Source organism: uncultured Campylobacter sp. (assembly GCF_937981295.1).
Lineage (GTDB): Bacteria > Campylobacterota > Campylobacteria > Campylobacterales > Campylobacteraceae > Campylobacter_B.
This window is the reverse complement of the sequence record NZ_CALJPC010000089.1, coordinates 1-24964: the sequence shown is the minus strand read 5'-3', so window position 1 is coordinate 24964 and position 24964 is coordinate 1. Positions and strand designations below refer to the sequence as shown.

Here is a 24964-nt window from a genome sequence, read left to right as displayed (position 1 = left end):
GATCGCATTATATAACTTTAGTGTGTTTATGTCAAGGTTTTTTAGTGAGATTTTAAAATTTTCGGCTTAAATTTATTCGTAAACGCGCAAATTTCGTATGAAATTTACCTTATTTTTAGCCAATTTTCTATAAAATTCACTCCATTTTACTTTCAAGGATAAACTTTGCGACAAAAACACCTCTTCTTCGGCTTGGGATTCATATTTTCTCTATTTTTAGGCGTTAGTTTTTTTACCGGAAATTTACAAGCCAGAGAGGTCAATGCGACTAAAAAACCAGACAGCGAAAAAACGCGTCTGGAGGCGCTAGCTAAGCTTACCAAAACGCTTGCGATCGTCGAAAACAATTATGTTGATGAGATGACATTCTCGGAGCTTGTGGACAAGACGATCTCGGGGCTTATGAATAACCTCGACGCGCACTCAAGCTATATGGACGAAAAGGCGTTTAACGATACGAAAGTCCAGACTGAGGGCGAGTTCGGTGGGCTTGGAATTCAGGTGGGTATGAAAGACGGCGCTCTGACCGTCATCTCGCCTATCGAGGGGACTCCTGCCGATAAAAAGGGCATTCAGGCTAACGATGTGATCTTGCGTATCGACGGTAACGCGACCTTCGGCATCACGATCGACGATGCGGTCTCAAAAATGCGCGGTAAGCCGAAAACTAAAATCACTCTAACGATCGTGCGCAAAGGTGTTAGCAAGCCTTTCGACGTCGAGATTATCCGCGACATAATCAAAGTAGAATCGGTCTATGCTAAGATGATCGAGGATGATAAAATTTTATATCTGCGCGTTACAAATTTCGATCAGCACGTGGTGGCGGACGCGAGCAAATTTATAAAAGAGCATAGAGACGCCAAGGGCATTATTTTGGATCTGCGAAACAACCCGGGCGGGCTTTTGGATCAGGCGATTGGGCTTGTGAATTTATTCGTCAGCAAAGGGCTTATCGTCTCTCAAAAAGGGCGTGCGAAAAACGAAACCGAGGCGCATAACGCCGATCCTAAAAAGAAGATCACCGATCTACCGCTTGTGGTTTTGGTTAATGGCGGCAGCGCAAGCGCGAGCGAGATCGTAAGCGGCTCGCTTCAGGATCTAAAGCGCGCCGTGTTGGTTGGTGAAAAAACTTTTGGTAAGGGAAGCGTGCAGGTGATCCTCCCGATCGAGGATAAAGAAGCCTTGCGACTAACCATAGCGCGTTACTATCTATCAAGCGGCCGCACTATCCAAGCGGTGGGCGTGACGCCTGATCTCATAGTGGCGCCGGGCAAGGTGCCGAGCCGCGACGAGGATGAATTTTCGCTAAAAGAAGCTGATCTTAAAAAGCACCTGCAAGGTGAGTTAGCCAAGGTCGAGACCAAGAAAAAAGATGCTCAGAAAAAGGATGAGAAAAGTTTCATCACAGCGGAGCAGATTAATAACGATATCCAGTTAAAAACCGCAATAGACGCGATAAAAATTCTAAACATCAAGTAAGGAGAGTGTGATGCAAGCTACCAAAAAAGAGCTTATCTACGAAGGCAAGGGCAAAAAGATGTGGTCGGTTAACGAAAGTGACGACCTTTTAATCTCGGAATTTAAAGATTCGCTGACAGCGTTTAACGGCGTCAAAAAAGCCGAAGAGAGCGGCAAAGGCGCGCTGAATTGTAAAATTTCGACGCTGATTTTTGATCTGCTTAAAAAGCACGGCATCGCCACCGCGCTTGTTGATACGATCAGTCCGACCGAGCAGCTCGTGAAAAAATGTAAAATTTTCCCTCTGGAGATCATCGCTCGCAATATCGCCACCGGCTCGCTTACAAAGCGCCTAGGCATCAAAGAGGGCACGAAGCTTCCGTTTACGCTGGTGGAGTTTTGCTATAAAGACGACGAGCTGGGCGATCCGATCCTAAACGACGAGCATTGCTTGCTGCTTGGCGCCGTAAAGAGCCAAAGCGAGCTTGACGAGCTCAAAAAGATCGCGCGCAAGATCAATGAAATCTTGATTAAATTTTTCGATGAGCGAAATTTAAAGCTCGTGGATTTCAAAATCGAGCTTGGCAGAGATAAGGACGGCAATATCCTGCTTGCAGATGAGATCAGCCCCGATAGCTGCCGCTTTTGGGACAAACAAACCGACAAAAAGCTCGATAAGGACGTATTCAGACAGGATCTCGGTAGCGTAAAAGTGGCCTACGAAGAGGTCTTGCGTAGAATTTTAGGATAAGCGATGAAGGTGATCGTAAACGTAAGGCTTAAGCAGGGCGTGCTCGATCCGCAGGGCAAGGCGGTCAAACACGCCCTCGCTTCGCTTGGATTTAGCGGTGTGCGAGATGTGCGCGTAGCCAAACAGATTGTCCTTGAGCTAGATGACGAGGATAGGGATAAAATTTATGCCGAAGTTGCCAAGATGTGCGATGAAATTTTGGCAAATACCGTCATCGAAGACTACGAGATCGTGATATGAAGGTAGCGATCGTAAATTTCCCCGGCACCAACTGCGAGCGCGACAGCAAATACGCCTTTGACGCGCTGGGTTGCGAAACGCAGATAATCTGGCATAAAGAAACCGACATAAACGCCGATCTGATCGTGCTTCCCGGCGGCTTTAGCCACGGAGATTATCTGCGGACGGCGGCTATTGCCAAATTTAGCCCGGTGATGAAGGCGGTTCTCGCTCATGCTGCGCGCGGCGGCTATATCTTAGGCATCTGTAATGGCTTTCAGATGCTTTTGGAGCTAGGCTTGCTCGCAGGCGCGATGAATAAAAATATAAATTTAAGCTTCATATCAAAATTCCACCATCTGCGCGTCGTTTCAAACGATAATAAATTTCTGCACTGTTGCGATAAGGGCGAAATTTTAAATATCCCGATCGCGCATGGCGAGGGCAACTACTATGCGCCTGCAGATACGCTAAAGTCGCTATACGACGAGGATTGCGTGCTGTTAAAATATTGCGACGCAAACGGCGCGGATCTAAATCCGAACGGCTCAGTGGACGCAATCGCCGGGATTTGCGATAAAAACAAAAAGATTTTCGGCCTGATGCCGCATCCTGAGCGCGCGATAGAGCCTATTTTGGGCGGCACGGACGGAGAGAAAATGCTAAAAGGCTTAATTTGCTAAAAAAATTTTTTGCCATTCTGGGCGTGTGCGCGATCGCTTTTGCGGCGCCAGAGATTGAGATCGATTCGCTTGACGATCTAAGTAAATATGCACCGAAAAAAGCTGAGGATAAGCCGGATGAGCCGCAGACGCGTGATAATTCCAAGGTGATGCTGAAGTATAATAAAAAAGAGGTTATGTCGATGGATAATCTAAGCATCGACGATCTTAAGGCTTTGGCGCCTACTAACGAAGTCGATCTTGACGTATCCGACGATAAGGTCTATCAGGACATTAAGCCCAAGGAACTTACACTAAAAGCCAGCGGGATGCCTAGGAAGGTGTATTGCAATCAAATTTTTAAGATTGATTTCGCCGTGTATTTGGGGCAGAAAATCACCGTTAAGCCAAAGCTAGAGATCAGCCGCACCAATGGTATGAAGTGGCTTAATGCCGATAATCTTACGTGGATTGAGGGCGACGAGATGTTTGAGACGACGCTGTGGTTTGCGGCAAGCGATAAGAGCGACAAGATCAATGAGCTCGTTTTGACGCTGCAGCGCAACGGAGAATTCTTTGAAAAAAGCTCTATTAAGCCTGATAATCCGGAATTTATGAAGCTTGATACGAAGCCTAATTTTTCGCATATCGTAGCCGACGAGTTGAAACTTAAAAACTACAAAACTACAAAATTTGACGACGCATCGAATTTACTTACGCTCGATCTTGGTATCCGAAACGGCGCAATCAGCGCTTTTAGCATTGATAATCCCGCCATTATCAAGCAGGGTGTGGACTCTGTGCGCGGCACATACGCAAGTCAGAGCGGATATTATTTCGCCGTCGTGGATAAAAATATCACAAATTTAGACTTCAGCTACTTCAATCTCCAGACGAAAAAATTTGAAAATTTCGGACTTGAGCTCAACCCGCGCGCCGAGGATCTTAGCACGCAGATCGGGCTAAATCCGAAAGAGAGTAAATTTGAAGCTTACAAGCAGATCGCGATCTATACCCTTGCAGCCGGGCTTTTGGTGATGTTTCTGCTTAGCAAAAATATCACGCCGCTTATCTTTGCGGTGCTGATTTTGGCGGTAAATTTCTACGCGCAAAGGCCTTACGGCACGGGCAGTATCGCGCAAAATTCCCCGGTTAGAATTCTGCCTATGCAAAGCTCCACCGTGTTTTACGTGACTAAAAATCCCGAAAAGGTTGAAATTTTAGGCACTAATAAGGAATTTTATAAAATCATGCTGGGCGGCAACAAGATCGGCTGGGTAAAAAAGGATGAGCTTGTCAAGGATTAGAGCGCTATTTTACGCGATTTGGTTTATTTTTACCGTCGTTTGCGTCGTGATCGCCATGGCGGTGAAAAACTCCTCTCATCGCCGCTTTCGCCGCATTTGGGGGCGCTTCCAGCGCTACGGCGTCGGATATGATATCGAGATCATAGGCACTCCCGATCCGCGCGCGCAGTTAGTAATCGCCAACCACCAAAGCATAATGGATATCGTCGTGCTCGAAGAAACCCATCCCGGCGATATCTGCTGGATCGCTAAAAAGGAGATCGCTGACATCCCTATCATCGGCAAAATCATCACGCTTCCGAAGATGATCCAGGTCGATCGCTCAAATCCGCGCGATCTGGTGCGGATCGTGCATGAAGTGCAGCAGCGCGTGAGCGAAGGGCGCGTCATCACGATGTTTCCCGAGGGCACTAGGCATCGCGGCACGCAGCTTTTGCAATTCCAAAGCGGTGCTAAAGCGATCGTTAGCAAGCTCGGTCTGCGAGTCCAGCCCGTGGTACTCATCGGCACGCAGCATATCGCAAACTCTCACGATTTCACCGTCCACAGCGGACACGTCAAAATCATCTACCTAGACCTGCTCGATACGAGCGATAAAGATTGGCTACAGCACGCCAGAGATACGATGCAAGCCGTAATCGACGAAAACGAAACCGCCGAAGCGTAGGCGGAATTTATAAATTTACCGATGAAATTCAAACGCGACTTTTGTTAATCCGCGCGATTTCTGTGCGCTAGCGCGTTCATTCGTCGCTTTGATTTGCGGCGTGGAATTTTAAAATTTCGTTCGTGCGCGCGGACGGCGAAATTTTAAAATTTACGCGGCGCGGAAAGATGAAATTTAGCGTATATTTAGCCATTTGCGCAAATGGCTAAACGATTTGCCGCAAGAGCAAAAGACGGCGGCAACCCGTAAGCAGTCTAAAATTTTAAATTCTTAAGGAGTGGAGAATGGCGTTTGTTACAGAGCGTATTTCAAAAGAGGATATCGAGAAATACGACTTGCTAAAACCATGCAATGAGATATGTGAAAAGTATCATCAAGTTAAGCTGGAATGGGCTATTCTAAATTCAAGAAGCTGGTGCATAGATCGAGAAAGAGGTATTTGGCTTTTTTCAGTGTGCAGTATCACTATCGGAGATCCGAGAGATATGGAATTTAGCGGTGAAGATATATGGATCTTGCACTACAAGGGCAAAGATATAGAGATTGATTTAAGGAAGATATATAATGAATATACTGGCAAAAAAGATACGGATAATCCGTTTATATTAATATATGAACTGGAATCTATAAGAAGCGATCTTGGGGATATACCAAAGCAGGAGATTGTAGATATTTTAAAAGAAATTTTAAATGAGTATAAGATAGGTGCTATAATTTCTATTCCTAGAGAGAATATTCAAGTAATTTTCAGATCTAAAATTTAAAGAAGAGGATGAAATATGAGCTATACGGCAAAACAAGCAAATGCTGAATTAAGAAAAATAGTAGAGGGAAAGTTGCCTGCGATTTAGGAAGCTATTTAGCTTCTGACGTCCATAAGTACACAGCCCGTTTAAAATTTCAACGTCGCAATATAAGTAAAATTTAACTCCCGTCCGCTTAAATCAGCGTCGGCTTTAGCTTGCGTGCCGAAAAGTCGGGCCTCTCGCCGCGAGCTAGAGCGATGAGCTCATCTGTCGTAATTAGATAAAACCCCGCGAGATCTCTGCCGAAAAGCCTTTGAATTTCATTGCTTCTGCCGTCTAAAAAATCAAGCGCGAGCTTGGAATTTACTAGCAAAAAATCGCTTCCGCTGTCAAACGCGTCAAATAAAATTTCGCCCCCCAGCCGCAGCGCGCACTCCCGCTCGCGCTCGTATATCTGCGCTCCAAGCGGCGCGCCTTCGCAGCCAAAGTGCACGATCTGCGCGCCCAACCTGCTAGCGAGCTCCTCCGCAGCCTCGTCGTACCACACGGCGACGTTAAAGCCGCTAAAATCGTGCTTCGTGCCCGCTGCGTCAAATTCCGCCATGCTCTGCGCGCTTAAAATTTTATTGCTGCGCGCGGGTTCAAATTTTAAAATGTCGCAAAACGCCCTGTATGCCGCACGGTCGTCAAACTCCATCCCCACGGCGTCGCACTTCGTAAAATACGCCATCTGCGGCTCGATGATCTCCAAAATCCTCATGCGCTCGCTCGGATGCGTCTGCATCAGGCGGTGCGCGAAGATAAAGGCGCTGTTGCCCAAAAACTCCCGTGAGCATGCGGGGATTTTCGTCGAGTAAAAATAGGGCGCGAGGCTTTTGTAAAACTCGAAATCAGAGGCGTCCGCGATGCTCTCAAAGGCTTTAAATTTATCCAAAAACGCTCGCGGCTCGCAGCGCAAATCTTTAATCGCCTCTTTTTCGCTAAGAGGCGAGATGGTTAGCTCGCTTCCAAAGTGCGCTATAAGCGTATCTAGCGGCTCTTTTACGCTCACCGTCGTGCCGCCGATTTTTACAAATTCCACTCCCTGCGCGCTGAAATAGGGATCGTGCGCGCAGATGTCGTCAAGCAGTGCCGCAAGATCGGCAAAGGGCGCGCTTTCATAAACATAGGGCTTGAAGTAGCTTGCGACGTCGCAGCGAGGATCGAAGCGAAAGAGCCTGATTAGCATTTTTCATCCTTTTTTTATGGCGAATGATACTAGAATTTGCCTTAATAATGAGTTTTTTAGGCTCAATTTTATAAAATTGCGCCTTAGATTAACGCAAAGGCCGGCTATGAAAAATTTATACACCCTAAATCACGCGCCGATAAATGCGCATTTTAGTAAAAACTCCAGCGATTTCGTCGTGCGCGAAGTGCCGCTTTACGAGCCTAGCAATGAGGGCGAGCACTGCATTTTGCTGCTGCAAAAAAAGGGCATTAGCACGCACGAGGCGTTGCGGATTTTAAGCGAACACACGGGCGCTAAGATGCGCGAGTTCGGCTACGCGGGGCTTAAGGACAAGCAAGGCCTTACGACGCAGCACGTTAGTATGCCCGCTAAATTTGAGCCCGCGCTGGACGGATTTTCGCACGAGAGCCTTAAAATTTTAAGCGTGCAAAGGCACAAAAACAAGCTTAAAATCGGGCATCTAAAGGGGAACGACTTTTTCATCCGCCTAAAAAAGGTCCTGCCGCCCGACGCCGTTAAGCTCGCAGCCGCGCTAGATACGCTAGGGCGCGAGGGCTTTGCGAACTACTTCGGCTATCAGCGCTTCGGCAAGTTTGGCGACAACGCAGCGCAGGGCGAGGAGGTGCTGCGCGGACAGAGGCGGCTTAAAAACCCCAAAATGCGCGACTTTCTAATCAGCGCCTATCAGAGCGAGCTTTTCAACCGCTGGCTCAGCAAGCGGGTCGAAATTTCAAAATTTGCGGCTGAATTTAGCCTTGGCGAGTTTGCTAAAATTTACGAACTAAGCAAAGATGAGGCACGCGAGATCGCGGCTCAACCGCAGTTTTTTAAGCTGCTAAGGGGCGAGATTTTAGGACATTTTCCGCACGGCGCGTTTTTTAGCTGCGACGATCTTGGCGCGGAGTGCGAGCGGTTTGCGAGGCGAGAAATCACGAGCGCAGGCCTTATCGCGGGGCGAGCGAAGCTGCGAGCTAGCGGGCTTGGCGGCAGATTTGAAGATGAAATTTTCGCGCCTGCTCGCGAGTTTGAGGCACAGATGAACGGCTCGCGCAGATTTGCGTGGAGCTTTATGGAGCGCGTGCAGCACGCCTACGATGCGCAAAATGCGCATTTTAGCTTCAGTTTTTACCTACCGAAAGGTTCTTACGCGACGGTCGTTTTGGAAGAAATTTTGCACCGAGATATATTCGAGGGCGCCGCGACAAACGAGGATTGAGCCGCGCCGCGCCTCGGATTAGGGCTCATGCTACGTCAAACCGCGCCGTAGGGTAGGGTTCACGCCGCACTTGCGCTACGTAGCACCGCGCCGCACCGCAGAATAGGGCTCACGTCACGCCACGCCCCACGTCAAACCTCGCCATGCCGCGCGAAATTTTACGGAATTTTAGAGCTTGCTGCGTGGATTTAAATTTATGCGGCGATGAAATTTTATGAAATTTCGTAAAATTTCATCACAGTAAGCGCGCCGCTTTGTCTAAGCCATAGAATTTAAAATTTTATTCGGCTCGGCCGTAGGTAAAATTTGCTAAATTTCACCTTTTTATAGTTGCCCAAATTCATTTTCGCCAATAACCAGCAAAATATTTTATTAAGCTTAAAATCGCTTAAGTCTTTTATCTACTATCGCTCGTTTGCCATATTTTCAAAAAAATTATTCTCTTCCCAAAAATAGCATTCTAACATTTTTAAAATTCCATTTTCTAAAAGAACCATTGCTCCTCCAATATTTTCACCAGAAAGCGTTAAATTTACATTGCCGACGAAACCGTTATTTTTGCTTTTTTCTAATATTTTTTTACACTCGAAATGGCAATAATATCCGGCTGTCGAAACCTCTCTTTTTGTAATTTTTGAATTTTCAAACTGCCTATAAAGCGCATAATCGCTTAAATCGTCACTTATTAGCTTAATAATTTCAGCTTCGATATTTGCAATATCTGTAAAATTATCGAGGGATAAACATCGTTCCGATTCTTGGTTTTCCATTTTTTATAACTCCACGTACAGTAATTTCATAGCCTTTAATATTAACTTTATGACCATTAGTAAAATTATTTGGCAACTTACCATTTGCCATATCTTTTTCAAGTTCTTTAATTATAGCATTATAAGCTTGTTGTTGATTATTTTCAAATTTATTTAAAAAATCATCTAATTTATGCCCTTTTTTGTTAAAGATATGATTTAATTTATTAACTTCTTTATCGTCGTCATCCTCCGGAGGTAATGGTGCAGGCTGGAGCTTGTACTTTGTTCATGTTCACTCCGTAAAATTTCTCTTTTAAATTCCTCAAGCCCTGAAGTTTAAGCCAAAAAAGCTATAATTGCACTCGGGTGTGGCGTGCGGTCGCTCCGTAAGGAAGAGGAAAGTCCGAGCTGCGATAAGACAAGGTTGCGTCTAACGGACGCCGGGGGCAACCCTAGGGAAAGTACAACAGAAAGCAAACCGCCGCGCAAGCGGTAAGGGTGAAAGGGCGGGGTAAGAGCCCACCGCGCGCGTGGAGACACGGGCGGCAATGCAAACCCAACCTGCAGCAAGAACGGGTGGTTTCGTCTTATATTCGAACCGTTCGCTCGAACCGATTTGCAAAAATCGGTCTAGATAAATGACCGCTGTAACGGAACTCGGCTTATAACCACACCTATTTTTACGCCGAATTTACTTATAGAATAAGGATAGAATTTTGAAAAGCTTAATTTTATGCGGTACGCTTTGCGCTGTCGTTTTAGGGCTCGAAGGCTGCGCGAGTGCAGGCGCTGATAAAGCTATAATCTTGCAAGGCGACGCTCACGATCGCGCTTGCGCAGAGGTTTATGAGCGCTACAAAGAGCTCGAAGCGGAGCTTTTAGCGGTCGAGGATCGATACGCAAACCCAAGCGTCGCGAACGATTATATACAGGCTTACGACGAGTACGAGCGCACCATCGCCTACTACAATAAAAATTGCGCGACCGATAAATAAACGGCGCAGACTGAGCGTGATTTGGTATAAGTGTGGCGTGACGCAGCAGCGCAAAGCACTTAAAATTTTATAAAATCTCTAAAAACTATTGAAAATTTTGCGCGAAGCAAAAAAATATCTAAAATTTATTACGTACGTTTGGATCTAGCGATACAAAGTCGCGGTGTGAAGCATGGGCACGATGCCTATTCATGCCCGTATTTAGCTTGGTGTATCAGCGCGTCAAGTTGCAGAATCATATGAAGGTGCCACATACTCGCGCATTGGCTAAGGAGCGCGCAATTTATTAATCAAATCGGCGCTAAGCTTTGAAGTTGCGAAGTCGCACCAAAAATTTCACCGTGTGAATTTGAATTAGTGGCTTAAAGTGGCAAAGCAATACCCCAAAATTTAGCCGCGAGGCGGTCGATGAACGATTTATTAATCGGATCGGCGTAAAGTCACACCAAAGATTCCATCAAGTGGAGTTGGTTGCTGTGCCCGTTTATGCGTCTGTCAAAGCCTCGCAGCCTCAATATAATATATTTTTCATCGATTGGATTTAAATTGGCGCCTAGGCGCTTGGATCGATCGTAAAATCAGGCCTCAAAAATCCTGTTGCTCGGTTTTGACCTACTGCGCGATTTTCGCGGCGTATAAGGGCGGTAAAACGAGATCGTTAGGGTAGCTTTAAGGTGCAGCGATTTTTTCGCTTGCGTATACGGTTTAAGGCGCTTGGTAATTTCAGTTTACTCGCAGAGTTTTAAGATGTGCGGTTTTTTGAGACCATAGCAGCGGGATTTTGGGTTTTTAGTGCGAAGGTTTTCGGCGGGTTTGCGGTGCTATGGCTTTGATTTTTGTCGAGAAATTTTAGAATTTTATTATTTTGCAGGAGAATTTTGTGTGTTTTGGCGCCGCGTCGAACTTAAAATTTCATCTTGCCGCCGCGTAAGATTGCGCGCCTAATCTTTTTGTATTTTTAAATACGGCGTATGTTTTGAGATTCGCGTCCGTTTTTAAAATTTTACTCCGAATAAACACCAGCCGCCCGGTGGATAATTTTAAAAAGCCTGCAAGCCTGCAATGCAAAAGCTAAAGCCTTATGAGAGGCAGAGTTTAAGGCCTTTGTCGATAATTTAGCCGCTCAGAATGCTACGACTTTAAAATTTCGCGAGTTAAATTTAAAATTTACGCCACTTGCTGCGGCTGATAAAATTTCGCAAGCTAAATTGCGTTGAAATTTTACGAACGGCGACAAAAAATATTCGGCGTAGAATTTTATTTGGCTTGCTTATGCGGAGCGAGGGTTTAAGCTTGCAAGTAACCGCGGTTTTTGCTTTACGCTCGTACCAACCGTCCAAAGCACCACTGCGTATTAGCGCGATGTTTATCTTGGATACGCTTTAATGCGCGAGGTTTTTGTGTCGCCGTAAAATACAAATTTATGAGCTTTCGGGATTGCAGATTAATTTTGCGCGCTTGCAGATCGTTTTTGAAATTTTATCAAAATATGAAATTATATCTGCGCAACGCCCATAAATTTCTCAGCGCTAAACGGATAATCCCGCTCGCAGCGCTATTGTCTTAAATTCGTAGTGCCTATAAGCCGCTTTTTAAAGTTTTGCCAAAATACGAAATTTCGCTCATGAATCATGGATTCCGCCTCTGAAATGTAGAATTTTGCCTGCAATTGCAAATTTACGTACGCAATAATGTGGCGTCAAATTTTGTTTCGGTATAGCAGCGCTGAATTTCTTGGGCGGAAAGCGTATCGATTGATCTTGTCACATCGTGATGAGGGCGTGCGTTTAATGCTTGAGCGGATTGAATTAGCTCGCGCGTCCATGAAATTTAGCCGATCAAATTTTATGCGCGTCAGACAGCCTTCGAATTCTGCTCGCTCGCGTAACAAATCCATTAAGCTGAGTTTTAAATTCTGTCTATCTGCCTCAAATGGAAATTTTATCTGCAAAATAGGCGAGGCGTAAATTGAATTGAATGCCGCTCGCCTGCCTGTGAAATTCCGCCGCGTTACGGCGTGCTAAGGCACCCGAAGCGCCGCATTGTGCTACGGTTTCCCTCATCACAGTTCGCTAAAACGCTCAAAGCGGGCTTTTAGAGATTTTGCATTTTTGTTTAAAAGCTCCGCTTGCGCGGCGAGCTTATCTGCGTATGTTTGAAGCGACGTCGCATACTTAGCATGCGCCTCAAAGTCCGATTTTAGCGCGTAAATTTCATCTTTTACCGATTTTATATTTTGCGCGAGCGCCTCGTCTTTTACGAAGGTGCGGATCGTGCCTAAAAGCGCCAGCAGCGTCGTGGGTGATGCCGTAAAAATGCCGATTTGCGCGCAGTATTCAAGTACCTGCGGCAGCTTCTCGCAGACATATACAAAAACTGCTTCGCTGGGTACAAATAGCACCGCAAACTCCGTGCTAAGAGGCGGTATGATGTATTTTTCCGCGATATCTGCGGCGTGCTTTTTCATATCGGAGGCGAGTTGCTTATCCGCACTAGCAAGCGCTGCGGCGTCGTTTGAGGCGGAGGCGGCGATAATTTTTTCATAGCTTTGAAGTGGGAATTTTGAGTCGATGCAAAGAATTTTTTCTTTTGCGATATGTAGCGCGCAGTCTGCGATTCTGCCGTTTGGTAGGTGCTTTTGCAGCTCGTAAAACGCGGCGTTTTGCCCATAAATCATCGATAAAATTCTCTCTAATCGGTACTCGCCGAAGTTGCCGCGTAGTTTGACATTACCTAAAATCGAGTTTAGCCTTGCGATTTCGTCACGCACCTGAAGTGAAGTTTTATTTTGCTCGCTCATTCGCGCTAGATTTTCCGCTATGTCCTTAAAGCCGCGATCCAGCGAGCTTAAATTCTCGCTAAGTGCGCTATTTTGGCGTTGCAAGCCCTCGTCCAGGGATCTATTAAGATAATAGAATTTATCACTAAAGCCGTCATTTAGGCTTTGATTTAGCTTAAAAAGCTCGGCATTTGCTCTCGCACTTTGAGCTGTGAGCCTTTCGCTTAAAAGCTCACTAAGCGCGGAGTTTGCATCGCTTATGCGGCGGTTTTGCAGCACGAGCGCGATCAGCAGGGCAAGCACTAGCGCAGCAAAAAACGCAAACGCCGCGAGCAAAATCCCATCAGTGCCCATTTTCTTGCACGCTTTGCGGATCTAAAATTTCATTTTTGTAGCGCAGATATTCGATGTCGTTGTTAAGCGCGCGATTTTCCTCAAGTAAAACCTCGTGCTTGGTACGAAGCGCGGCGATGTCGCGGCTGATGTAATAAATTTCGTTGCGGATATAAATCGCCGGCACCGTCAGTAAAAATGCAAATCCGATCAACAGATAAACGACTAAAAGCTGATAAAGCGTGAGATTTTTCTCCTTTTTTTTCTCGGCATCGTAGTTGCGTAGTAGCTCGTCTTGTGCGCCAGCAAAGCCGCCGTAGCCGCGCCCTGCAGCAAGGCTTGCATAATCATGTGCGCCCAGATCCGCGTAATTTTGATTTTGCGTGCCTGTAAAGCTTGCATCTGCAAACGCCGCATAATCCACCTTGCCGGTAAAATTGGCACCTACAAAATCGCCGTAGCTCGCTCCGCTGGAATTATCGCTGCCGCGATTGGCTGAAAGATTTGCGTCGTCGCGTCCTTTTAATTTTACTTTGTTGCTTTTATTAAATTTTGTTCCGCCGCTTTCGGAATTTAGATAGTTTTGGGTATTTGTAAAGCCTGAACTTTCGAATTCTAAGCCAGCAAAATCGTCGTAACCGCCCGCTGCGCCCGCATAGTTTCGTTTTACGGCAAGATCCGCGGCAAGCTTATCCTCTAGCTCCTCATCCGTCAGATCCTCCATAGCTCGTCTTTTCGCAAGCTCTATGCCCGCTAGATCAGATGTCCCTGCGAAGTCGTGCCCGTCATCGTCGTCGGCAAAATATTCATATTTATTCATCTAAAATCTCCATAAATTTAAAACCACAATCTTATCTTTACTCGCCGCCGAGGCGCCTGCGTCAAGATAAATTCTGCTCGAAGCCCGCAGCTCGCGTGTACCCAGCAATGAGCCGTTAAGGTAAAATTTAAAAGTCAAAGTTACGGGCAAAATTCTTCTTTGCAATTTTACCTCGGTAAATGGAATTTTATCTTAACTTGCCAAATTCTATCTTGGCCAGCAAAAACAAAATTTTACTTTAGCGGGCTATTTCGTTAATTTTGCTAGCTCTTTGCACGATATTGTATAGCAGCAGAAGCTTCAAAAGAAGCATCGCGTTAATTTTGCTCGCCTTTTGCACCGCCTGCTTGGGAAAATTCGCTTTGGTGGGTAAAAATCGAGCTCACTTTACCAAGATTGACTATTTATAAAATTTTGTCAAATAATCTGAAAAACCGCTTAAAATTTTTATCACATCTTTTACACAACTTAAAACGTTAAGTATAGATATTTATTTGCAAGATAAGCTCTATCGCCTAAAATGGCGATGAAATCAACGGCTCGCCTACAAAATTTCTTTAAAGCAAAGAATGAGATTCGACGTTACGCCGCTTGCTTTAGGCGCCAAATTTTAACTCTCACTCTGTTTTGTATCTATGCTGCCACTTAGTTTTTAAAATATGCAGCAGTCAATAAATCTCATAAAATTATACATTAAATTTAGCGTAAAATTAAACGTTAAATTTTATGATTTAGACATTGCGCGTTTGAAATAACGCTGAAAATATCATAAATTCTAAAGCGAATCTTTGAAAGCTGAATTTTAAAATTCCATAAAATTTTAAAATTTAATGCCTGCAAATCTATAAATTTTACAAAATTTCGTCAAAATTTAAAATTCATAGCAAGCAAAGACGGTTATTTCAGTCGAAAAATTCTTAGCTTTGCGCTCGCTGCTCGCGAGTTTTGCGCAAGCTCTTGCGCGTCCGCTATTATAGGGCTTTTGGTTAGGATTTTACCTAACGAATGCCCGCCGCCGCATTCGCAGCGCATAAATTCTCTAGGACAGACGCAATCGCGCTCCCACGCCCTAAATCGCTCCTTTACTATGCGGTCTTCAAGCGAATGGAATGAAATTATAGCGACAGTTGCATTAGTTAGAATTGAATCGCGCGATTTTTGCTCAATGAGCGCGAGCAGGCGTCTTAGCTCGCCAAGCTCGTCGTTTACCTCGATGCGGATCGCCTGAAATGCTAGCGTAGCCGTGCTGATGCTGCGCCCTTTAACGGGCTTCGTTCCGATTAAATTTACCAAAGCTTTGGCGCTTGTTAGTGGTGCGTTAGCCCGTGCAGTAGCTATTTTAGCAGCGATTGCGTTAGCGTTTGTTAGCTCGCCGTATTCGCGGAAAATGCGCGCCAGATCCGCTTGCGAGTAGCTGTTTACGACATACGCCGCATCTAGAGCTGTGCTCTCGTCCATTCGCATATCCAGCGCATCGCTTTTGGTGGAAAAGCCGCGCGAGTTTTTATCCAGCTGAAGAGATGAAACGCCAATGTCGGCTAAGATCCCACGAACTGCGCGGAGCTTTTGCTCGGGCAGAATTTCTAAAATTTCGCTAAATTTTGCTTTGTGGATTTCTATGCGATCTTTAAATTTACTGAGCCGCTCGCGCGAAAATTCTATCGCTTCGGCATCTCTGTCGCAAGCGATAAGCTTAAGGCGCGGATTAGCGGTCAAAATGCCATCGCTATGCCCTCCGTAGCCTAGCGTGCAGTCGATAACGTAGCCGTCCTCAATCTGCGAAAATGCTGCGATCGTTTGCGAAAAAAGCACCGGAATATGTGGAGCTTGCACCTGAATTTATCCTTTTGAAATTTCTAATCCTATATAATAGCGAAATTTTTTACAAAGGCGAGAGATGGACGAGTATTATTATGAAATTTTACGCAAAATTTCGCTTTCGATGTTTAGAGATAGGCTTTTTGGGATCTTTCACGGCTCGATTTCAGCAAAAATTAAAGAAAATCAATTTTTGATCAACAAAAAAGATGCGATTTTCGATAGCCTGGATAGAGATGATTTTATAACGCTGTTTTCAAAAAAAGACTACCGCTGGCAGGATGCTAGCATCGATAGCGACATACATATAAATATCTACAAAAATATAAAAGAGGCGAAATTCGTAACCTACGCGACACCGCCGTATCTCGTCGCATATACGCTGGAGCATGATTTTATTTTGCCACGAGATTACTTTGGGGTGAGCAAATTTAAGCGCATTGAAATTTACGATCCTAAGAACTACGACGACTGGCACGAGCGCGCGCCGTACGAAATTTGTAACTATATGATAAATGAAAATAGCGATATAATGGTGATTCGCGGTTATGGGGTTTTTGCCCATGCAAGGAGCGCGCAGCAAATGGCAAAAAAAATAGCGATTTTAGAAATGAGTTCAAAGCTGCTTTTGCTAAGCTAAGATTAATGTATACCAAATCATTTACTAACGCGTTATAATTCGCTAAAAATGCCTATTTTTCAGCCTTACATAAGGTTTTATCTGTATAATTACTAACAAAAATTTTCTTTAGTTAGCTATTTAAGGATTTAGATGATAGAATGGATGCAAAAGCATAAGAAGTCGCTTATACCGACTATTTGGATAAGCACGATAGCTTTCGTGGGCGCAGGCTTCGTCGGCTGGGGCGCATATGATATGAACGCTAACCGCGCAGGCTCAATCGCTAGAGTAGGGCAGATTTCCATAACCAATCAAGAATATAAGATAAAATCAACCGAGTTATACAATAGATTAAACGCTATGAGCGATGGGCAATTTACTCAAGAACAAGCCAAAAATATGCATCTAGATCAGATCGCAGTAGATCAGCTAATCGGCGAGGCATATTTTCTAAATTTTGCTAAAGATTTAGGCATTCAGGCTAGTGATAAAGATGTCGCGGAGTTTGTAGTAAGCTCGCCGAATTTCCAAGAAAATGGCGCATTTAGTAAGGAACTTTACGATAATGTCGTAAGGAATTCAGGACTTACTAAAAAGGAATTTGAGCGCAATCTACAAAAGGTCCTAACTTTAGAAAAGCTCGGCAAAGCACTAAAAATAACGCCTAGCCCTAAGATCGTAGAAGTATTTGCAGCATCACAGCTGATGCAAGATAAAGTATCGGCCGAGATTATCTACGCAGACACTAACGTTACGTTTAACGACGACGAGCTAAAGAAATTTTGGGAAGGCGAGAAATCGCACTTTATGACCGAGAAAAAATATAATCTAGGGGCCTATTTCGTGGCGCCTAGTAAAGCCGACGTGAATGAGACGGAACTAAGTAAATTTTATGAAGAGCACAGAGGCGAGTATAGAAGCCTGGATGATAAATTATTGGATTTTGCAGAAGCCAAACCTAATGTCTTAAAAGATTACCGAATGGATCAGGCTAAAAAAATTGCAAAAAAAGATTTTCCAGATATTAAAAAAGGCAAAATCGATACTAATGAAACCATAGTTGCTACGGCTAGCAATTTTCCAATATCTGAGATTGAGGTGGCAAAGCCAGGAGATGTCATCAAGCCTTTCGAGTACAAAGGCGGATATCTGATTGCTAAACTGAACGGCGTAGAGCAGCCTAGGCAGATGAGCTTTGAAGAGGCTAAGTCTTTAGCTTCTAAAGAATTTAAAACGAAGAAACGCAAAGAGCTACTTGAAAAAAGAGCCCAAGATGCGCTTAAAAATTTCAAAGGCGAAGATTTCGGCACCTTATCTCTAAGTAGTAAAAACAATACCAAGCTAAGCGATGACGAATTTTATAAATTTCTTATTGATATGTTTAATAAGCCTGCGAAAGAAGGGATAGTGATGTTTGATAACAAAGCCGTAGTGTATAAAATTTTACAGCAGAGCCTAGGCAGCAGCGAAGAGATAGATAAAGAAAAAGCGATCGTAGCCGATAGGATAACCGCGTTATTAAATTCCAATCTACAAGACGATCTAACCAAAATGCTAGAAAAGCGCTATAAAACCGAAAGATATTTTAAAGGTAAAGACAGTGAGTGAGTATATTTTAGGTCTAGATATAGGCTCAACTAAAATTCGCGCGATAATCGCTAAAAATGACGGCATTTTTACGGTCTTAGGCGTTGGCGGAGCCGATACTTTAGGTATCAAAAAGGGTGTTATAACAAACATAGAGCAAGCTGCGGGCTCAATAAAACAGGCGGTAAAAGCAGCGGTAAAAGGCGCTGGCAGAAGCTATGATAAAGCTATTATATCGATCTCTGGCTCATACGCCAAAAGCGTTAAATCTCGCGGTGTCATAACCATGGAAAATGAGATCGGGTTGGATGAAATAAAGCGTGCCATGCAGGTTGCCGAAGCTCAGGCTAACGTGCCTAGCGATAGCGTGATTTTACATGTGCTCCCGTATGATTTCAGAGTCAACGAGCAGGAACACATCGAAGATCCGCTCGGTATGAGCGGAACTCGCTTAGAGGTATCCACGCATATCGTTATCGCCCCTGAAAGCTCGATTAAAAATTTGAAAAAATCCGTAGAGATGGCGGGCGTAAAGGTCGATAACATCGTCCTTTCGGGCTACGCATCATCCATATCCACGCTCAGTAAAGACGAAAAAGAACTCGGCGTCGTGCTGATCGATATGGGCGGCGCTACGTGCGATATAGTCATCCACCTAGGGAATTCCTTGCGTTATAACGATGTTGTGATGTTCGGCTCTAATAACGTTACTAACGATCTATCGCGCGCTCTGCACACGCCGCTTCCATATGCGGAAAACATAAAGATCACCTACAACGATCTAATTAATCAAGGCAATAGCGAAGTTGAATTGCCTGCTTTAGGCGATAGCGAATCGGAAAATCACATAATAAGCCTTGAGATCATTTCGCAAGTAATCCTTGCTCGCGTTAAAGAGACTTTCGATATGATAGCCGATAAGATCGAAAGAAGCGGCTATAAAGACCGCATAGGCGCAGGTATCGTGATCACCGGCGGTATGGCGAAGCTAGACGATGTGCGCGATTTAGCGGCGATAGTTTTTGATAACACTTCCGTTAGGGTTGCAAGAGCAAAGAGCGTGGGCGGTCTGCACGAGATCGCCGATGATATTTCAAATTCTTGCGCACTAGGACTTTGCATGTATGGTTTCGGCGAATTCACCCCTTACGAGATGGACTCTAACGGCAAACTCCGCTACAAAGACGAAGTTATAAACAAGGCTCCGAAACGAAATGTGAACGAATATTATGAAAAAGAGGTCAGTAAGGCGATAGAAAAAGAGGGCATCAGAGCGGATAGCGGTGCGGCTAAGAAGGAGGATCTAAATATCCAACTTCCCAAAAAAGACGGACAGAATTTTTTCAGTAAAATTTGGTCGTCTATGAAAAATTGGTTTTAAATTTTAAGCTAAGGAGATACTCGTGAAAGGATACAGCATGGAAGAAAGAAAGGGCATCTACGGTGCCAAGATGAAGGTTATCGGCGTCGGCGGCGGCGGATGCAACATGATAAATCATATGATCCGCGAGGGTTTTACTAAAACAGACGTCGAACTAATGGTGGCTAACACCGATGCGCAGGCTTTAGAAAAATCGATCGCAAATACTAGAATTTTACTCGGCGAAAGCACCACCAAAGGCCTTGGCTGCGGTATGGATCCAGCGCTTGCTAAGATGGCTGCGGAGGAGAACTACGACGATCTTAAAGACCGCTTGGACTACTCCGACATCGTTTTCGTTGGCTCCGGTCTAGGCGGCGGCACCGGTACGGGCGCTGCGCCTATCGTCGCTAAAGCTGCGAAAGAGAAAAAAGCGCTAACTATCGGCGTCGTTACTACCCCTTTCGGTTTTGAGGGTAAAAAGCGCATGCGACTAGCGCAGGAAGGCCTTGAAGAGCTTAAAAAAGAGTGCGATTCCATAATCGTTATCCCAAATCAAAATTTATTGAAGATCATCGATAAAAAAACCGGCCTAAAAGATGCCTTTAAGATCGTAGATAATGTCCTATTCCAAGCCGTAAACGGTATGATCTCCGTGATCTTAGAGTCCGGCGATAGCGATATCAACGTCGATTATGCCGACGTTAAAAAGGTAATGACTCACCGCGGTTTGGCATTGATGGGTATCGGCGTTAGCGAAGGCGACGGCGCGGCAGAGGAAGCGCTAAAAAGTGCGATACAATCTCCGCTTTTGGATAATACCTCCATCCACGGCGCTATGGGCGTGTTAGTGCATTTTAAGATGTCGCCTGATTGCTCCTTGCTTGAGATTGAATCCGCGATGAATATCATCGAAGATACCGTGGATAAGGATGCCGACGTTACTTGGGGCACCACCACCGATCCTAAGATGGAAAACAACCGCGTCGAAGTTACTCTCATCGCCACCGGCTTTGAAAGGAGCATCGAGGAAAAAAAGCAGGTCGCCAGCGATAACGTAGCCGATCGCAGGAAGGCACTTTTAGAGAGCATGGGTCGAAATTCTATCTTTTCTAGACAAAAGGTAAGTAGCGGCGATTTTAACGGAGACGAAACCTACGACGAGCTCGACGAGCCCGCATTCCTACGAAACCAGATGGACTAAATGCGCAGACGAGATAGGCAGCTAAGCGAAGATGAGGCGTTAAAAATCATCGACGAGAGCGAATACGCTACGCTTAGCTGCATAGACGATAGTGGCGAAATTTTTAGCGTGCCTATCTCGCCGGTGCGCGATGCAGACGTTATTTATATCCACGGCGCGCCTGCCGGCACAAAGGCGAAACTCTTTCAAAACGGACGCGCGGTAACGGCGGTTTTTGTTAGCTACAACCGCGTTCCTACCCCAAGCGACGAAGAATACCGATCTATCGCAAACGACGCTGCCGCTTTAGGCTCTAGAGTTTATACGACAGAGTACCGCAGTGCGATCGCCGTTTGCGAAGCAAACGAAGTGTTAGATGACGAGCGTAAAATTTACGCCCTGCGGATACTATGCGAAAAATACACCCCAAACTACATGTCGCGCGTGGAATTTGCCTCCAGAGCATCCCTAAAACGCACGAAAGTGTATGAGCTTAAAATAAAATCCGTAACCGCAAAGGCTAAAATTCTATAATGCGTCCAAATTTGCGCTTCCTACGCTATGCCTTACTTTGCGGAATCTCTTCTTTTGTATGTTTTTGTCCTTTTTGTCGACCGCCCTACTTTACTTGCGATCGACATTCGCTTGGGTTTAGTGCGGTACCTCTTTTCAACGCCGCTATTTGATTTCAGCTATGATGGGCTTTAAAGGAGCGAGATTGAAATTTTTTGTAACCGCCGTGAATACGGAGGTAGGAAAGACATTCGTTACGGCTTCGCTTCTGCGGGCGTTTTTGCAAAGCGGTCGCACCGCAATCGCGCTAAAGCCCGTGCAGACGGGATGCGAGATGCGCAGTGGCGTGCCGGTTGCGCCGGATGTGAGCGAGTATGCTAAAGTAAGCGCAGATAGCGACATTGCGCCGATTTATGCGTTTAAATTTCCCGCTTCGCCGCACTACAGCGCGAGTCTAGAGTGCCGCGAGATCAAGACGGATGAAATTTTAAAATTTATCGACGCTCATTCGGCGCAGTGTGAAATCACGCTGATCGAAGGCGCAGGCGGTATTTTCGTGCCGCTAAATCCGCGCGAGAGCTTTTTGGACGTGATGAGAGCGGTAGATGCGCCGATCGTTCTGGTCTGTAAAAACGAGCTGGGCGCTATAAACAGCGCGCTTTGCAGCGTCTATGTCCTGCGCTCGCACGGGCTTAAAATCGCGGCACTGGTTCTAAATTTTACCGACGAAAAGGACGAAATTTGCATATCAAACGCAGCGTATCTGAAAAGCAAGCTCAAAGGCATACCCGTAATATCGCTACGCAAATTCCAAAAGGACGACTTTACAGCAGCAGCGCGCTCTTTTGAAAATTTTATCGCCTCGCTAAATTTTAACGATCCGTCGCAGATGGACGCGAGTGCGGCAAATTTAAACGAAACTGCTGCGGTAGCCTTGGATGCGGCGCAAAGCGGTCAGAAGGGTGCAAATTTAGATGAAAATTCCAAAGATCGCGAGGCTCACTGCACTTTAGGCGCAGCGCAGATCCGTAAACAAGAGAGCGAAATTAAAAGTAGCCGCGCCGCGCCGCCGCTCATGAGCATTTCAAACACGGGCCCCATTGATCTAAACTTCGATGCGAAGCATCTTTGGCACCCCTACACTTCCGCGACGCATCCGCTTAAGGCGCACGGCGTGCTACGCGCCGAAGGCAATAAAATTTACACGACGCAGGGCGCGCTGATCGACGGGATGAGCTCTTGGTGGTGCGCCGTTCAAGGATACGGCAGCGAGGCGTTAAATGCCGCGGCGACCGCGCAGATGAAGGAATTTTCTCATGTGATGTTCGGCGGGCTTACTCACGCGCCCGCGATAAATTTAGGCAAAAAGCTACTCTCGATGTTGCCGCAATTTGATCGTATCTTTTACGCGGACAGCGGCTCAGTAGCGGTCGAGGTGGCGTTGAAAGCGGCGATCTGCTATCAGCAAAACGTATCGCCTAAAAAGAATAAAATTTTAACCGTCAGAGGCGGGTATCACGGCGATACGTTCGGCGCGATGAGCGTTTGCGATCCGGTCACCGGCATGCATTCGCTATTTAGTGGTATCTTGGCGCGTCAAATTTTTGCACCGCGCCCGAGCTGCCGCTTCGACGCGCCGTTTGACCCATCTAGCACGGATGAAATTTCTAAAATTTTTAAAGAAAACAAAGATGAGATCGCGGCCATCATCATCGAGCCCGTCGTCCAGGGAGCCGGCGGGATGTGGTTTTACCATCCGAAATTTTTGGACCATCTCCGCGAGCTGTGCAACGAAGCGGACGCGGTGCTCATCTTTGACGAGATCGCCACCGGCTTTTGGCGTACGGGCAGGGTATTTGCATACGAATACTGCGGCGCGGCGCCCGACATAATCTGCATAGGCAAGGCGTTAAGCGGCGGATTTATGAGCTTTGCGGCTGTTTTGACGAACGAAAAGATCGCACACGGCGTGAGCAGAAACGGCGGCGTTTTGATGCACGGACCGACCTTCATGGCAAATCCTCTAGCTTGTGCCGTTTCGCTTAAAAATTTAGAAATTTTATGCGCGCAGGACACAGCGCAAAAAGTCGCGCAAATCCACTCCGACCTGCAAGAGGGCTTGAAAGAGTGCAGGAGCTTAGACGGCGTGGCGGACGTTCGCACCTTGGGCGCTATCGGCGTCGTAGAGATGAAGGAGGCGGTGGACGTAGAGGCGCTGCAGGAGTTTTTCGTAAAAAGGGGCGTTTGGATCAGACCGTTTGGCAAAAATATCTATCTCATGCCGCCGTTCATCACGCCCAGAAGCGATACGCAAGCGCTTTGCGAAGCGATCTGCGATGCGGTAAAATTAAAAATTTATAAAGGATAAATGTGCAAATTTTAATCGCATTTATAATATTTCTACTTTTGCTAGGCTTCTTGGAATTTCGCAAAAAGACCGCCCTTGAGGGTTTTTTGGTCGCAGACAGAAAGGCGAGCGCTTTTGAGATTGCATTTTCTATAGTAGCTACCTGCGTGGGCGGCGCAGCTACGATCGGCGTGGTATCGAATATGCAAAAGTACGGGTTTGCCGCGGTTTGGTGGCTTTTAAGCGGCGCGATCGGACTGATGATTTTAGCGATTTTTATTGCAAAAATTCTACGCGCGAGCAAGGCGCTGACATTCGCGCAGATAGCAGAAATTTTTATCGACAAAAGAGCCAGGCTCGTTAGCGCGGTTATCATTTGCGTGGCGTGGTGCGCTATCTTAGCGGCGCAGTTTAGCGCTAGCGCACGCATACTCTCGACGTTTGATCTAAATTTCAACTCCTCACTGCTCATCGGAGGAGCGGTCATCATCGTTTATACGATTTTGGGCGGGCAAAGAGCGGTCATTAGAAGCGATGTATATCAATACGCTATCGTGATCGCGGCGTTTTTGGCAGTTTTGCTCTGGCTAAATTTTAATTCGCCGCAGGTATTTGAAAATGTAAATTTTACGCTCAAAAATGACGCCTTCGGATACGATAAGATCGGATATTATCTGCTGGTTATCGGTACTAGCTACGTGATCGATCCGATGCTGTTTTCTAGAATTTTAAGCGCAAAGGACGAGCGCGCGGCGATCCTAGGCTCTATCTTCGGTGCTGTTGGAATCGCAATCAGCAGCATAATGATCGCTTTTATAGGTTTTGGCGCGATGAGCCTTGCGGCCGACGGCACGAGCGGCGAAAATCTGCTTAACGTAAGCCTTTTTAACGCGCTGCCTGCATCGTTGGGCTCGGTTTTGATGCTGGGGCTATTGGCGGCGATCATATCCTCTGCGGACACCTGCTTGATCACGGCTTCTAGCATCTTCGCGCACGATATTTTGCGAAGCGAGGATCTAAAAATTTACCGCATCGCTACGCTAGGCTTCGGCGCGATCGCGCTACTTTTGGCAAGCTTCGGCGGCGAAATTTTAAACTATCTCTTCGCGGCGAGCAACATCTTCGTAAGCGGCGTGGCGACGGCGCTATTTTTCGCCATCATCTTTCGCGGCAAGATCGATAAGGATCTCGTTTTGTGCGCCATGTACCTAGGCGGCGCCTTGGGGCTAGCCGCGGCTATTAGCGGTATAAATGCCTTTGCCGTAGTGGGGATCATTACGGCGTGCATTTTATGCCTGGCGGCTAGGTTTAAATTTAACGTAGCCTTTTCAAAGCCCGATCCAGACTGCGTCTGCATACCCCAAGCAAGCAAGCACGAGAAAGAGTGAGCCCGCGGTGTGATAAAATTTCACGCGAGCGGATACTGCGCGCATTTAATAAGATCGTTATCGCATAAGAGCAGAGCTACTAAATTTATCCCGTTTTGCATTGTAAGATTGATGGTCTCTTTATGCGCCGCAAACGAGATTATCTGCGTAGTATCTAAATTTAAAAAGGGGCGAGAAATCTCCCGCCCCTGAAATTTTATATAGGAT

The 24964-nt window shown here is 45.9% G+C and carries 22 protein-coding genes and 1 other RNA gene; 17 read left to right on the top strand and 6 right to left on the bottom strand.

Going from position 1 to position 24964, the window contains the following annotated elements:
• Nucleotides 1-192 precede the first annotated feature (192 nt).
• From Q0135_RS09175 to Q0135_RS09145, 7 genes are all read left to right on the top strand, one after another.
• The gene (locus Q0135_RS09175) at nucleotides 193-1482 is read left to right on the top strand and encodes a S41 family peptidase (RefSeq protein ID WP_297942485.1); all 1290 of its coding nucleotides are present in this window, start codon (nucleotides 193-195) and stop codon (nucleotides 1480-1482) included.
• A gap of 10 nt (nucleotides 1483-1492) precedes the next feature.
• Nucleotides 1493-2212 carry a phosphoribosylaminoimidazolesuccinocarboxamide synthase gene (gene purC, locus Q0135_RS09170; RefSeq protein ID WP_297942377.1) on the top strand — a complete coding sequence of 240 codons (720 nt, stop codon included), beginning with the start codon at nucleotides 1493-1495 and terminating at the stop codon, nucleotides 2210-2212.
• Nucleotides 2213-2215: 3 nt separating this feature from the next.
• Nucleotides 2216-2452, top strand: coding sequence for a phosphoribosylformylglycinamidine synthase subunit PurS (gene purS / locus Q0135_RS09165; RefSeq protein WP_297989969.1), 237 nt, complete (start codon nucleotides 2216-2218; stop codon nucleotides 2450-2452).
• The gene (purQ, locus tag Q0135_RS09160; RefSeq protein ID WP_297942373.1) at nucleotides 2449-3114 is read left to right on the top strand and encodes a phosphoribosylformylglycinamidine synthase subunit PurQ; all 666 of its coding nucleotides are present in this window, start codon (nucleotides 2449-2451) and stop codon (nucleotides 3112-3114) included. The genes purS and purQ overlap by 4 nt, the downstream gene beginning before the upstream one ends.
• Nucleotides 3108-4400 (top strand): SH3 domain-containing protein, encoded by a 1293-nt coding sequence (locus Q0135_RS09155; RefSeq protein ID WP_297989967.1) that lies wholly within the window; start codon nucleotides 3108-3110, stop codon nucleotides 4398-4400. The genes purQ and Q0135_RS09155 overlap by 7 nt, the downstream gene beginning before the upstream one ends.
• Complete coding sequence (locus Q0135_RS09150) at nucleotides 4381-5067, top strand: 1-acyl-sn-glycerol-3-phosphate acyltransferase (RefSeq protein WP_297989965.1); 687 nt, start codon at nucleotides 4381-4383, stop codon at nucleotides 5065-5067. The genes Q0135_RS09155 and Q0135_RS09150 overlap by 20 nt, the downstream gene beginning before the upstream one ends.
• Before the next feature lie 284 nt (nucleotides 5068-5351).
• Nucleotides 5352-5831 (top strand): hypothetical protein, encoded by a 480-nt coding sequence (locus Q0135_RS09145; RefSeq protein WP_297989963.1) that lies wholly within the window; start codon nucleotides 5352-5354, stop codon nucleotides 5829-5831.
• 175 nt (nucleotides 5832-6006) lie between these two features.
• On the opposite strand, the gene Q0135_RS09140 is transcribed toward Q0135_RS09145, so the two are convergent.
• Complete coding sequence (locus tag Q0135_RS09140) at nucleotides 6007-7041, bottom strand: hypothetical protein (protein WP_297989962.1); 1035 nt, start codon at nucleotides 7039-7041, stop codon at nucleotides 6007-6009.
• A gap of 106 nt (nucleotides 7042-7147) precedes the next feature.
• Between Q0135_RS09140 and truD the strand changes: the two genes are divergently transcribed.
• Nucleotides 7148-8260 carry a tRNA pseudouridine(13) synthase TruD gene (truD, locus tag Q0135_RS09135; protein ID WP_297989960.1) on the top strand — a complete coding sequence of 371 codons (1113 nt, stop codon included), beginning with the start codon at nucleotides 7148-7150 and terminating at the stop codon, nucleotides 8258-8260.
• 404 nt (nucleotides 8261-8664) lie between these two features.
• On the opposite strand, the gene Q0135_RS09130 is transcribed toward truD, so the two are convergent.
• Entirely contained in the window at nucleotides 8665-9030 is a 366-nt protein-coding gene (locus tag Q0135_RS09130) for a hypothetical protein (protein ID WP_297989958.1), read from the bottom strand.
• Between the two features lie 345 nt (nucleotides 9031-9375).
• Between Q0135_RS09130 and rnpB the strand changes: the two genes are divergently transcribed.
• Nucleotides 9376-9693, top strand: an RNA gene (gene rnpB / locus Q0135_RS09125) — RNase P RNA component class A.
• A 35-nt stretch (nucleotides 9694-9728) separates the two neighbouring features.
• Nucleotides 9729-10007, top strand: coding sequence for a hypothetical protein (locus Q0135_RS09120; protein WP_297989956.1), 279 nt, complete (start codon nucleotides 9729-9731; stop codon nucleotides 10005-10007).
• A 2062-nt stretch (nucleotides 10008-12069) separates the two neighbouring features.
• Here Q0135_RS09120 and Q0135_RS09115 read toward each other — a convergent pair.
• From Q0135_RS09115 to rsmH, 3 genes are all read right to left on the bottom strand, one after another.
• Nucleotides 12070-13140 (bottom strand): DNA recombination protein RmuC, encoded by a 1071-nt coding sequence (locus Q0135_RS09115; RefSeq protein WP_297989954.1) that lies wholly within the window; start codon nucleotides 13138-13140, stop codon nucleotides 12070-12072.
• The gene (locus tag Q0135_RS11445) at nucleotides 13130-13939 is read right to left on the bottom strand and encodes a hypothetical protein (protein ID WP_367272153.1); all 810 of its coding nucleotides are present in this window, start codon (nucleotides 13937-13939) and stop codon (nucleotides 13130-13132) included. Before Q0135_RS11445 ends, Q0135_RS09115 begins: the two co-directional genes overlap by 11 nt.
• Nucleotides 13940-14836: 897 nt before the next feature.
• The gene (gene rsmH / locus Q0135_RS09105) at nucleotides 14837-15772 is read right to left on the bottom strand and encodes a 16S rRNA (cytosine(1402)-N(4))-methyltransferase RsmH (protein ID WP_297989952.1); all 936 of its coding nucleotides are present in this window, start codon (nucleotides 15770-15772) and stop codon (nucleotides 14837-14839) included.
• A gap of 64 nt (nucleotides 15773-15836) precedes the next feature.
• Between rsmH and Q0135_RS09100 the strand changes: the two genes are divergently transcribed.
• The 7 genes from Q0135_RS09100 (at nucleotide 15837) to Q0135_RS09070 (ending at nucleotide 24757) form a co-directional block, all read left to right on the top strand.
• Complete coding sequence (locus Q0135_RS09100; protein ID WP_295152874.1) at nucleotides 15837-16397, top strand: class II aldolase and adducin N-terminal domain-containing protein; 561 nt, start codon at nucleotides 15837-15839, stop codon at nucleotides 16395-16397.
• Between the two features lie 132 nt (nucleotides 16398-16529).
• Nucleotides 16530-17987: a peptidylprolyl isomerase gene (locus Q0135_RS09095; RefSeq protein ID WP_297989950.1), complete on the top strand. Its 1458-nt coding sequence runs from the start codon at nucleotides 16530-16532 to the stop codon at nucleotides 17985-17987.
• On the top strand, nucleotides 17980-19347 hold the full coding sequence (gene ftsA / locus Q0135_RS09090; RefSeq protein ID WP_297989948.1) for a cell division protein FtsA: 1368 nt from the start codon (nucleotides 17980-17982) through the stop codon (nucleotides 19345-19347). Before Q0135_RS09095 ends, ftsA begins: the two co-directional genes overlap by 8 nt.
• 22 nt (nucleotides 19348-19369) lie before the next feature.
• Complete coding sequence (gene ftsZ, locus Q0135_RS09085; protein ID WP_297989947.1) at nucleotides 19370-20530, top strand: cell division protein FtsZ; 1161 nt, start codon at nucleotides 19370-19372, stop codon at nucleotides 20528-20530.
• Complete coding sequence (locus Q0135_RS09080) at nucleotides 20531-21043, top strand: pyridoxamine 5'-phosphate oxidase family protein (protein WP_297989945.1); 513 nt, start codon at nucleotides 20531-20533, stop codon at nucleotides 21041-21043.
• A gap of 184 nt (nucleotides 21044-21227) precedes the next feature.
• On the top strand, nucleotides 21228-23390 hold the full coding sequence (bioA, locus tag Q0135_RS09075; RefSeq protein WP_297989944.1) for an adenosylmethionine--8-amino-7-oxononanoate transaminase: 2163 nt from the start codon (nucleotides 21228-21230) through the stop codon (nucleotides 23388-23390).
• A 2-nt stretch (nucleotides 23391-23392) separates the two neighbouring features.
• Nucleotides 23393-24757 carry a sodium:solute symporter gene (locus tag Q0135_RS09070; RefSeq protein WP_297989943.1) on the top strand — a complete coding sequence of 455 codons (1365 nt, stop codon included), beginning with the start codon at nucleotides 23393-23395 and terminating at the stop codon, nucleotides 24755-24757.
• A gap of 20 nt (nucleotides 24758-24777) precedes the next feature.
• Here the strand turns inward: Q0135_RS09070 and Q0135_RS09065 are convergent.
• On the bottom strand, nucleotides 24778-24964 hold a 187-nt coding region (locus Q0135_RS09065; RefSeq protein WP_297989942.1), incomplete at its 5' end, for a hypothetical protein.

Coding starts and splice junctions, on each gene's coding strand:
- purS (WP_297989969.1), top strand. CDS start 2,216: ATGAAGGTGATCGTAAACGTAAGGCTTAAGCAGGGCGTGCTCGATCCG.
- truD (WP_297989960.1), top strand. CDS start 7,148: ATGAAAAATTTATACACCCTAAATCACGCGCCGATAAATGCGCATTTT.
- Q0135_RS09115 (WP_297989954.1), bottom strand. CDS start 13,140: ATGGGCACTGATGGGATTTTGCTCGCGGCGTTTGCGTTTTTTGCTGCG.
- Q0135_RS09080 (WP_297989945.1), top strand. CDS start 20,531: ATGCGCAGACGAGATAGGCAGCTAAGCGAAGATGAGGCGTTAAAAATC.
- Q0135_RS09100 (WP_295152874.1), top strand. CDS start 15,837: ATGGACGAGTATTATTATGAAATTTTACGCAAAATTTCGCTTTCGATG.
- Q0135_RS11445 (WP_367272153.1), bottom strand. CDS start 13,939: ATGAATAAATATGAATATTTTGCCGACGACGATGACGGGCACGACTTC.
- Q0135_RS09150 (WP_297989965.1), top strand. CDS start 4,381: ATGAGCTTGTCAAGGATTAGAGCGCTATTTTACGCGATTTGGTTTATT.
- Q0135_RS09145 (WP_297989963.1), top strand. CDS start 5,352: ATGGCGTTTGTTACAGAGCGTATTTCAAAAGAGGATATCGAGAAATAC.
- Q0135_RS09095 (WP_297989950.1), top strand. CDS start 16,530: ATGATAGAATGGATGCAAAAGCATAAGAAGTCGCTTATACCGACTATT.
- Q0135_RS09130 (WP_297989958.1), bottom strand. CDS start 9,030: ATGGAAAACCAAGAATCGGAACGATGTTTATCCCTCGATAATTTTACA.
- Q0135_RS09140 (WP_297989962.1), bottom strand. CDS start 7,041: ATGCTAATCAGGCTCTTTCGCTTCGATCCTCGCTGCGACGTCGCAAGC.
- purC (WP_297942377.1), top strand. CDS start 1,493: ATGCAAGCTACCAAAAAAGAGCTTATCTACGAAGGCAAGGGCAAAAAG.
- purQ (WP_297942373.1), top strand. CDS start 2,449: ATGAAGGTAGCGATCGTAAATTTCCCCGGCACCAACTGCGAGCGCGAC.